Below are 8,088 nucleotides of genomic sequence, written 5' to 3' on the forward strand. Positions count from 1 at the left end.
GCGTGGGTCGTGGAAGCTGCGGCATCCCGTCCCGTCATAGAACGTGATGCCCCAGCCGTCGGAATGAGGACCGGTCTGGCCGCCCCGGCGCATCAGGCCGGCGAAGCTGAAGCAGATGTCGGTCGGAACGTTGGCGTTCATGCCCAGAAGCTCGCACATGCCAAGGCCTTACGAGAAACCGGACGCGCTGTCGAGTGGCTTACTGGCGCGGGCAGCCCTCGATCGATCCCTCGACCGGCTCCGCCAGCCCGATCCAGGCTTCCACCAGCGCCGGTTCGAACCCGGTCTCGCGCCGCTCCCCCACCTGCATCAGCGGCCGGCGGATCAGCAGCGGGGTTGCGATCAGCGCCTTCAGCGCTCCATCCTCGTCGAAGGAGCCGGGATCGACCTCCCCCGACTTGACCGACGGCGCCGCCTTGTTGAACCAGTCCGCCACGGGCCGGTCGCCGAAGAAGGGGCGCAGGCTCTGTGCGGTCCACGGCTCGCTCAGCAGGTCGCGCGGCTCCACCTCATGTCCGGCGTCGGTCAGCAGACGCTTCTGCCGGGCGTTGCCGGCGCAGCCGGGCTTTTCGTAGAAGATAACCGTTGCCATGGTGCTGGAACTCCCTTGGATGGATTTTCTTGTCGAGTGGATTTTCTTATGAGGACCGCAAGGCGGGCGACAGGGCCAGAAGCAGGTCGGTCTGACGCTCGATTTCCTCCTTGACGTCCTTGTCCAGCTTCCGCAGCCACCGCGCTGGGATGTCCTGCGCACCATAGGTGGCGCCGGCCAGCATGCCGATGATGGCGCCCGTCGTATCGGCGTCGCCCCCCTGGTTGACGGTTTCGACGATGCAGGATTCGACACTGTCGGTGCGGAAATAGTAGTGGAATACGGTCTGGATCGTATCGACGATATAGGCGGTGGACAGTCCGGAATAGGGAGCGAAGCGGAACACGCGGTGCTGGGTCACCAGGTCGTTGGCTTCTTCCCGGCATTCCTTGATGCCGCCGCCCAGGATAAGCCGCCTGACCATCCGGCCCAGGCATAGCACCGACGCATCCGACAGCGGGTTGTTGTGGGTGATATGCGACTGCTCCAGGCTGCGCCGGACGAAGGCGTCGTCGTCGCCCAAGGTGGACAGGACGACGGGCAGGTTGCGCATCGCGGCCCCGTTGCCGGCGCTGGTCTCCGACAGGGCCGCTTCGATCTCGCCCTTTATCATGTAGTTGCGGATGCCGCGCCGTGTCGTATCCCCGACATCGGCGGGAACGCCGCGCAGCCATTCGGCATAGCAGTTGGCGACCAGCGTCAGGTCCCAGCCGCCCGATTTGATGATGGCGCGGCCGAGCCAGACCGACATCTCGGTATCGTCGGTCACTTGACCAGGCGCCAGCCGCAGCCAGCCGCCCCCTTTGATGTGACGGTGGATGCCGTATTCGCGGGCGATCTCGCTCTTCGTCATGAACTCGACCGTGGCGCCCAGGGCATCGCCGCAGGCCAAGCCCAGGTACGCGCCCAAGGCGCGGTCCTTGATCTTCGGATCGATCATCGGCCGTGACTGCTTTCCAGTGAGAAATTCTAAAGGATGGAGGACGTGACCAGATAGTCGCCGCCTATGACAAGGTATTCGCCTTCACCCTGGAATGGATAGCGTGGCAGGAGGTCGCGGAAGAACACCAGCTTCACGCGCGGCACCCGCGCTTCGAGGATATGGTCGCCGAACTGGCACGCGATATTCCGGTCATTCGTGAATGAAACCAGATTGTTGAGCCGCAGGATCACGGTCCGGCGACCGGCCATGCGGCTGTCGCACCGGCCGACGATATGGTGTTCCTCGAAATCGTTGACGCCCCGGTACAGCGTCAAATGGGCGCAACCGGCATCCGGCAGTCCGGCTCCCGGTCGCGCCAGCGACCATTGGCAGAACTCGAACAGCAGGTCGAGCTGTTCGTGGATCATGTTGTTGTGGAAACGGGTGGAAAGCTTCTGTTCCGCGTAGTTGGCCCATGCTTCGGAGGCCAGCTGTTTCAGCGGCTCGGCATGATACGTCGGCAAAAGGCCGAACCGGCTTTCGGTCCAGCCCTTCAGCACCGCGCCCTCGGCCCGGTTGCTGCAGAACATCCAGCCCTTCAGCAGACGCAGGTAGGAGGAGCGGAACCGCTGCCGGCCATCGGCGCCGGGGGCGCCCCGGAAGTCGGGCGAGATCCCGAAGGTTTCCGCCATGTAGCCCTGGAACAGGGTCGCCGCGTCGTCGGCGGAGCGCGTCTCCTCCAGCCGCCCGAACAGTGCGGCGTGCTGTTCCCGCGTGCCGCTGATATGGAGCGGCTCGGGCGACGCGTTGAACGCGATCGAACCGAGGAAAGCGGGCGGCACCCTGACCATGCCGGCCCGGTAGACCCGTTGCGCCACTGGAGCGGGTTCACCCGCCTTCTCGTTGTCGGTTTCGTCGGACATGCCCACACCTTTTTTGTGGACATAGAATAGCGTGCCTCCGCTTCCTTGTAACCTCCCAGTCATAGAAAGCCCCGGCGCCGGGGCAGGGTGCGGCAATCGCGACAAAGGGGGTGGCCGGCGGTCCGAATGCCCCTCCCGGTGTGTCAGACACGACAATGTGTAGGGGTTTGTCAGGTATCACACAGCTTGGTCAGACCCTGCGACAAACCGTCAAACATAGAAAAACCATCGCATAGTCAATGGGTTAAGGAAAATCTGCGAGTTGGCATGGCGAGTGCAAAGAGGGTCCTGTGCAGCGGCCCTCTACCCGCCGCGACTGGACCACGAAACGGCTACTTCAGCCTGCCAAGGAGCGAAAACTGATGACCAAGAAGCTTCGCCAGATTGCTTTCTACGGTAAGGGCGGCATCGGCAAGTCCACCACTTCCCAGAACACCCTCGCAGCTCTGGTCGAGCTGGATCAGAAGATCCTGATCGTCGGCTGCGACCCGAAGGCCGACAGCACCCGTCTGATCCTGCACGCAAAGGCCCAGGACACCGTCCTGCACCTGGCCGCCGAAGCCGGATCGGTCGAGGACCTGGAGCTCGCCGACGTCCTGAAGATCGGCTACAAGAACATCAAGTGCGTCGAGTCCGGCGGTCCGGAGCCGGGGGTTGGCTGCGCCGGCCGTGGCGTCATCACCGCCATCAACTTCCTGGAAGAGAACGGCGCCTATGACGACGTGGACTACGTGTCCTACGACGTGCTCGGCGACGTGGTCTGCGGCGGCTTCGCCATGCCGATCCGCGAGAACAAGGCTCAGGAAATCTACGTCGTCATGTCCGGCGAGATGATGGCGCTGTATGCCGCCAACAACATCTCCAAGGGCATCCTGAAGTACGCCAACAGCGGCGGCGTCCGTCTCGGCGGCCTGATCTGCAACGAGCGCCAGACCGACCGCGAGTACGACCTGGCCGACGCCCTGGCCAAGCGCCTCGGCTCCAAGCTGATCCACTTCGTCCCGCGCGCCAACATCGTCCAGCACGCCGAACTGCGCCGCCAGACCGTGATCGAATACGCTCCGGACAGCGCGCAGGCCGACGAGTACCGTCAGCTCGCCAGCAAGATCCACAACAATTCCGGCAACGGCGTCATCCCGACCCCGATCACCATGGAAGAGCTGGAAGACATGCTGATGGACTTCGGCATCATGAAGACCGAAGAGCAGGCTCTCGCCGAGCTTCAGGCCAAGGAAGCAGCCGCCGCTGCCGCCGCGTCCGCCTGATACCGGCTTTCTACCGTCAAGACGACCCCGGGGGTCGTAGCCGCAAGGATTGCGGCCCCCGAAAAATTCCACGATGCGCTTCGACCGAAGCGCGATCGTTCACTGCGGCGCGGCTGACGCGCTGAAGACCACGCAAAGCGCGCGCGGCGCGCAACGGACGAGCAGCAGGAGGCCGGCATGAGCTTGGCGAACGAACAGACCAAAGAAGCGACCCAAGCCCTCATCGATGAGGTGCTTGAGGCTTATCCCGAGAAGTCGCGCAAGCGCCGCGCGAAGCATATCGGCATCCAGAAGGCCGAGGCCAAGGATTGCGACGTCAAGTCGAACGTCAAGTCGATCCCCGGCGTCATGACCATTCGCGGTTGCGCCTATGCCGGTTCCAAGGGCGTGGTGTGGGGTCCGATCAAGGACATGATCCACATCTCCCACGGCCCGGTCGGCTGCGGCTACTATTCATGGTCGGGCCGCCGCAACTACTACATCGGCGTGACCGGTGTGGATAGCTGGGGCACCATGCATTTCACGTCCGACTTTCAGGAGAAGGACATCGTTTTCGGCGGTGACAAGAAGCTCGCCAAGGTCATCGACGAGATCAACGACCTGTTCCCGCTGGTCAACGGCATCTCGATCCAGTCGGAATGTCCGATCGGCCTGATCGGTGACGACATCGAGGCCGTCGCCCGCAACAAGTCGGCCGAGATCGGCAAGCCGATCATCCCGGTCCGTTGCGAAGGCTTCCGTGGCGTGTCCCAGTCGCTGGGCCACCACATCGCCAACGATACCATCCGTGACTGGGTGTTCGAGAAGTCCGAGCCGCGCGCCGAACTCGAAACCACCCCGTACGACGTCACGATCATCGGCGACTACAACATCGGCGGCGACGCCTGGTCGTCCCGCATCCTGCTCGAAGAGATCGGTCTCCGCGTGATCGCCCAGTGGTCGGGCGACGGCACCCTGGCCGAACTGGAGAACACTCCCAAGGCCAAGGTCAACCTGATCCACTGCTACCGGTCGATGAACTACATCGCCCGCCACATGGAAGAGAAGTTCAACATTCCTTGGATGGAATACAACTTCTTCGGCCCGTCGCAGATCGCCGAGAGCCTCCGCAAGATCGCGGCCCTGTTCGACGACAAGATCCAGGCCAATGCCGAAGCCGTGATCGCCAAGTACCAGCCGCTGGTCGATGGCATCATCGCCAAGTACAAGCCCCGGCTGGATGGCAAGAAGGTCATGCTGTATGTCGGCGGCCTGCGCCCCCGGCACGTCGTCGACGCCTACCATGACCTGGGCATGGAAGTGACCGGCACCGGCTACGAGTTCGCCCACAACGACGATTATCAGCGCACCACCCACTACACCAAGGAAGGCACGCTGATTTACGACGACGTCACGGCTTACGAGTTCGAGAAGTTCGTCGAGAAGCTGGACCCCGATCTGGTCGCCTCGGGCATCAAGGAAAAGTACGTCTTCCAGAAGATGGGCAAGCCCTTCCGCCAGATGCACTCCTGGGACTACTCCGGCCCGTACCACGGTTACGACGGGTTCGCCATCTTCGCCCGCGACATGGACATGGCGATCAACAACCCCGTGTGGAACCTGACCAAGGCTCCCTGGGCCTGACATCAATGAAGACGGCGGCGCCATCGCGGCGCCGTCCCTCAAGGACCCCGCCGCCGCCGTCGCCGTCCGGTAATCCCGGCCTGGAATTTTCTGGAGACCAACATGCCTCAGAATCCCGAAAAAGTTATTGATCACCTTCAGTTGTTCCGCGAGCCGGAATACAAGGAAATCTTCGCCAGCAAGCGCGCCAATTTCGAATTCGGCCACGCCGACGAGGAAGTCGCCCGGGTCGCCGAGTGGACCAAGTCCGAGGAATACAAGGAGAAGAACTTCTCCCGCGAAGCGCTGACGATCAACCCGACCAAGGCCTGCCAGCCGCTCGGCGCGGTGTTCGCGGCCCAGGGCTTCGAAGGCACCCTGCCGTTCGTCCATGGTTCGCAGGGCTGCGTCGCCTACTACCGCTCGCACCTGACCCGTCACTTCAAGGAGCCGAATTCCGCGGTTTCCTCGTCGATGACCGAAGACGCGGCGGTGTTCGGCGGCCTCAACAACATGATCGACGGTCTGGCCAACACCTATAGCCTGTACCAGCCGAAGATGATCGCCGTCCTGACCACCTGCATGGCCGAAGTCATCGGCGACGACTTGCAGGGCTTCATCGTCAACGCGAAGAACAAGGACAGCATCCCCCAGGATTTCCCGGCTCCGCATGCCCACACCCCGGCCTTCGTCGGCAGCCACGTCACCGGCTACGACAACATGGTCAAGGGCATCCTGAACTACTTCTGGGATGCTCCGGACGCGGCGGCCCGCGTCGAGAGCGACGCCATCAACATCATTCCGGGCTTCGACGGCTACGCGGTCGGCAACAACCGTGAGCTGAAGCGCATCTTCGGCCTGTTCGGCATCGACGCCACGATCATTTCCGACGTGTCCGACGTGTTCGACACCCCGACCGACGGCAAGTTCCGCCTGTATGACGGCGGCACGACGATCGATCAGGTCAAGGCCGCGAAGAACGCCAAGGCCACGATCTCGTTGCAGGAATACTGCACGCCGCAGACCCTGTCCTACATCAAGGACAAGGGCCAGGACGTCACCAAGTTGAACTACCCGGTCGGCGTCGCCGCCACCGACGAGTTCCTGATGAAGCTGGCCGAACTGACCGGCAAGCCGGTTCCGGCCGAACTGACCCTGGAGCGCGGCCGTCTGGTCGACGCCATCGCCGACAGCCACACCCACATCCACGGCAAGCGCTTCGCCATCTTCGGCGATCCCGACACCACCTACGGCCTGGCGCGCTTCCTGATGGAAATGGGCGCCGAGCCCGTCCACATCCTCTCGACCTCCGGCTCCAAGAAGTGGGAGAAGCAGGTCCAGAAGCTGCTCGACAGCAGCCCGTTCGGCGCTTCGGGCAAGGCCTATGGCGGCAAGGACCTCTGGCACATGCGCTCGCTGCTGTTCACGGACCCGGTCGATTACATGATCGGCAACAGCTACGGCAAGTATCTGGAGCGCGACACCAAGATCCCGCTCATCCGCCTGACCTACCCGATCTTCGACCGTCACCACCACCACCGCTACCCCACCTGGGGTTACCAGGGCGGCCTGAACGTGCTGGTCCGTATCCTCGACAAGATCCTCGACGATATGGACAACAACACGAACATCGCCGGCGAGACCGACTACTCGTTCGACCTGATCCGCTGACCATGCGCACCCCGGCGGCCCCATTATCGGGGCCGCCGGGCACTACCTGGGCTAACGCATTGAACTGACTGTCGCGTTTAACAGCCGTGCGCCTCTGGGGCATCTGCGAATGTCCCAATCGACGCCGCTTCCGGACGGGGGATTGAGATGCTGGTCGACAAGGTGCAGGAAGTCTTCAACGAACCTGGCTGTGCCACGAACCAGGACAAGTCCGCCAAGGAACGCAAGAAGGGCTGTACCAAGTCCCTGAAGCCCGGCGCCGCCGCCGGGGGTTGCGCTTTCGACGGCGCCAAGATCGCCTTGCAGCCGATAGCGGACGCCGCCCACCTCGTCCACGGTCCCATCGCCTGCGAGGGCAATTCCTGGGACAACCGGGGTTCCAAGTCCTCTCATTCACAGCTTTACCGTACCGGTTTCACGACCGATCTCAGCGAGCTGGACGTCATCCACGGCGCCGAGAAGAAGCTGTTCAAGGCTATTAAAGAAATCGTTTTGAAGTACGATCCGCCGGCGGTCTTCGTCTATCAGACCTGCGTTCCGGCCCTGATCGGCGACGATATCGAAGCGGTCTGCAAGTTCGCCGCCGACAAGCTCGGCAAGCCGATCATCCCCGTCAATGCGCCCGGCTTCGTCGGCAGCAAGAATCTTGGCAACAAACTGGGCGGCGAGACGCTGCTCGACCACGTGATCGGCACCCGCGAGCCCGAGTACACGACTCCCTACGACATCAACATCATCGGCGAATACAACCTCGCCGGCGAGTTCTGGCAGGTCAAGCCGCTGCTCGACAAGATGGGCATCCGCATCCTCTCGATGATTTCAGGCGACGGCAAGTATAACGAAGTCGCCTCGGCCCATCGGGCCAAGGTCAACATGCTGGTCTGCTCGCAGGCGCTGGTCAACGTCGCGCGCAAGATGGAAGAGCGCTACGGCATCCCCTATTTCGAGGGTTCGTTCTACGGCGTGTCCGACATGAGCGACACTTTGCGCAATATCGCGAAGCTGCTCGTGGAGCGCGGCGCTCCGGCCGATCTGGTCACCCGGACCGAGGCCATCATCACCGAGGAAGAGGCGAGGGCGTGGCGCCGGCTGGCTCCCTACAAGGACCGGCTG

8 protein-coding genes are annotated in these 8,088 nt (G+C 62.9%); 4 read left to right on the forward strand and 4 right to left on the reverse strand.

Translation table 11 applies throughout. The features are described from left to right. The 4 genes from AC5JJ6_RS31415 to AC5JJ6_RS31430 all read right to left on the reverse strand — a co-directional run. Positions 1 to 159: class II glutamine amidotransferase (locus tag AC5JJ6_RS31415; RefSeq protein ID WP_496045825.1), on the reverse strand; the 159-nt coding region annotated here is incomplete at its 3' end. A gap of 40 nt (positions 160 to 199) precedes the next feature. Beyond that, positions 200 to 592 (reverse strand): ArsC/Spx/MgsR family protein, encoded by a 393-nt coding sequence (locus tag AC5JJ6_RS31420; RefSeq protein WP_496045819.1) that lies wholly within the window; start codon positions 590 to 592, stop codon positions 200 to 202. 46 nt (positions 593 to 638) lie between these two features. Beyond that, positions 639 to 1,532 carry an ADP-ribosyl-[dinitrogen reductase] hydrolase gene (draG, locus tag AC5JJ6_RS31425; protein ID WP_496045820.1) on the reverse strand — a complete coding sequence of 298 codons (894 nt, stop codon included), beginning with the start codon at positions 1,530 to 1,532 and terminating at the stop codon, positions 639 to 641. A gap of 29 nt (positions 1,533 to 1,561) precedes the next feature. Beyond that, positions 1,562 to 2,437 carry an NAD(+)--dinitrogen-reductase ADP-D-ribosyltransferase gene (locus tag AC5JJ6_RS31430; RefSeq protein ID WP_496045821.1) on the reverse strand — a complete coding sequence of 292 codons (876 nt, stop codon included), beginning with the start codon at positions 2,435 to 2,437 and terminating at the stop codon, positions 1,562 to 1,564. A 362-nt stretch (positions 2,438 to 2,799) separates the two neighbouring features. On the opposite strand from AC5JJ6_RS31430, the gene nifH reads away from it, so the two are divergent. The 4 genes from nifH to AC5JJ6_RS31450 all read left to right on the forward strand — a co-directional run. Beyond that, the gene (gene nifH, locus AC5JJ6_RS31435) at positions 2,800 to 3,702 is read left to right on the forward strand and encodes a nitrogenase iron protein (protein ID WP_044431865.1); all 903 of its coding nucleotides are present in this window, start codon (positions 2,800 to 2,802) and stop codon (positions 3,700 to 3,702) included. 177 nt (positions 3,703 to 3,879) lie between these two features. Beyond that, positions 3,880 to 5,325 (forward strand): nitrogenase molybdenum-iron protein alpha chain, encoded by a 1,446-nt coding sequence (gene nifD / locus AC5JJ6_RS31440; RefSeq protein WP_496045822.1) that lies wholly within the window; start codon positions 3,880 to 3,882, stop codon positions 5,323 to 5,325. Between the two features lie 102 nt (positions 5,326 to 5,427). Next, positions 5,428 to 6,975 carry a nitrogenase molybdenum-iron protein subunit beta gene (gene nifK, locus AC5JJ6_RS31445; RefSeq protein WP_496045823.1) on the forward strand — a complete coding sequence of 516 codons (1,548 nt, stop codon included), beginning with the start codon at positions 5,428 to 5,430 and terminating at the stop codon, positions 6,973 to 6,975. Between the two features lie 147 nt (positions 6,976 to 7,122). Next, the coding region (locus tag AC5JJ6_RS31450) for a nitrogenase component 1 (protein WP_496045824.1) at positions 7,123 to 8,088 on the forward strand (966 nt) is incomplete at its 3' end.

This window comes from Skermanella sp., assembly GCF_059503625.1.

What these genes read in the sequence shown, in the direction of transcription:
- AC5JJ6_RS31420 (WP_496045819.1), bottom strand. Translation starts at nt 592, where the DNA reads ATGGCAACGGTTATCTTCTACGAAAAGCCCGGCTGCGCCGGCAACGCC.
- draG (WP_496045820.1), bottom strand. Translation starts at nt 1,532, where the DNA reads ATGATCGATCCGAAGATCAAGGACCGCGCCTTGGGCGCGTACCTGGGC.
- AC5JJ6_RS31430 (WP_496045821.1), bottom strand. Translation starts at nt 2,437, where the DNA reads ATGTCCGACGAAACCGACAACGAGAAGGCGGGTGAACCCGCTCCAGTG.
- nifH (WP_044431865.1), top strand. Translation starts at nt 2,800, where the DNA reads ATGACCAAGAAGCTTCGCCAGATTGCTTTCTACGGTAAGGGCGGCATC.
- nifD (WP_496045822.1), top strand. Translation starts at nt 3,880, where the DNA reads ATGAGCTTGGCGAACGAACAGACCAAAGAAGCGACCCAAGCCCTCATC.
- nifK (WP_496045823.1), top strand. Translation starts at nt 5,428, where the DNA reads ATGCCTCAGAATCCCGAAAAAGTTATTGATCACCTTCAGTTGTTCCGC.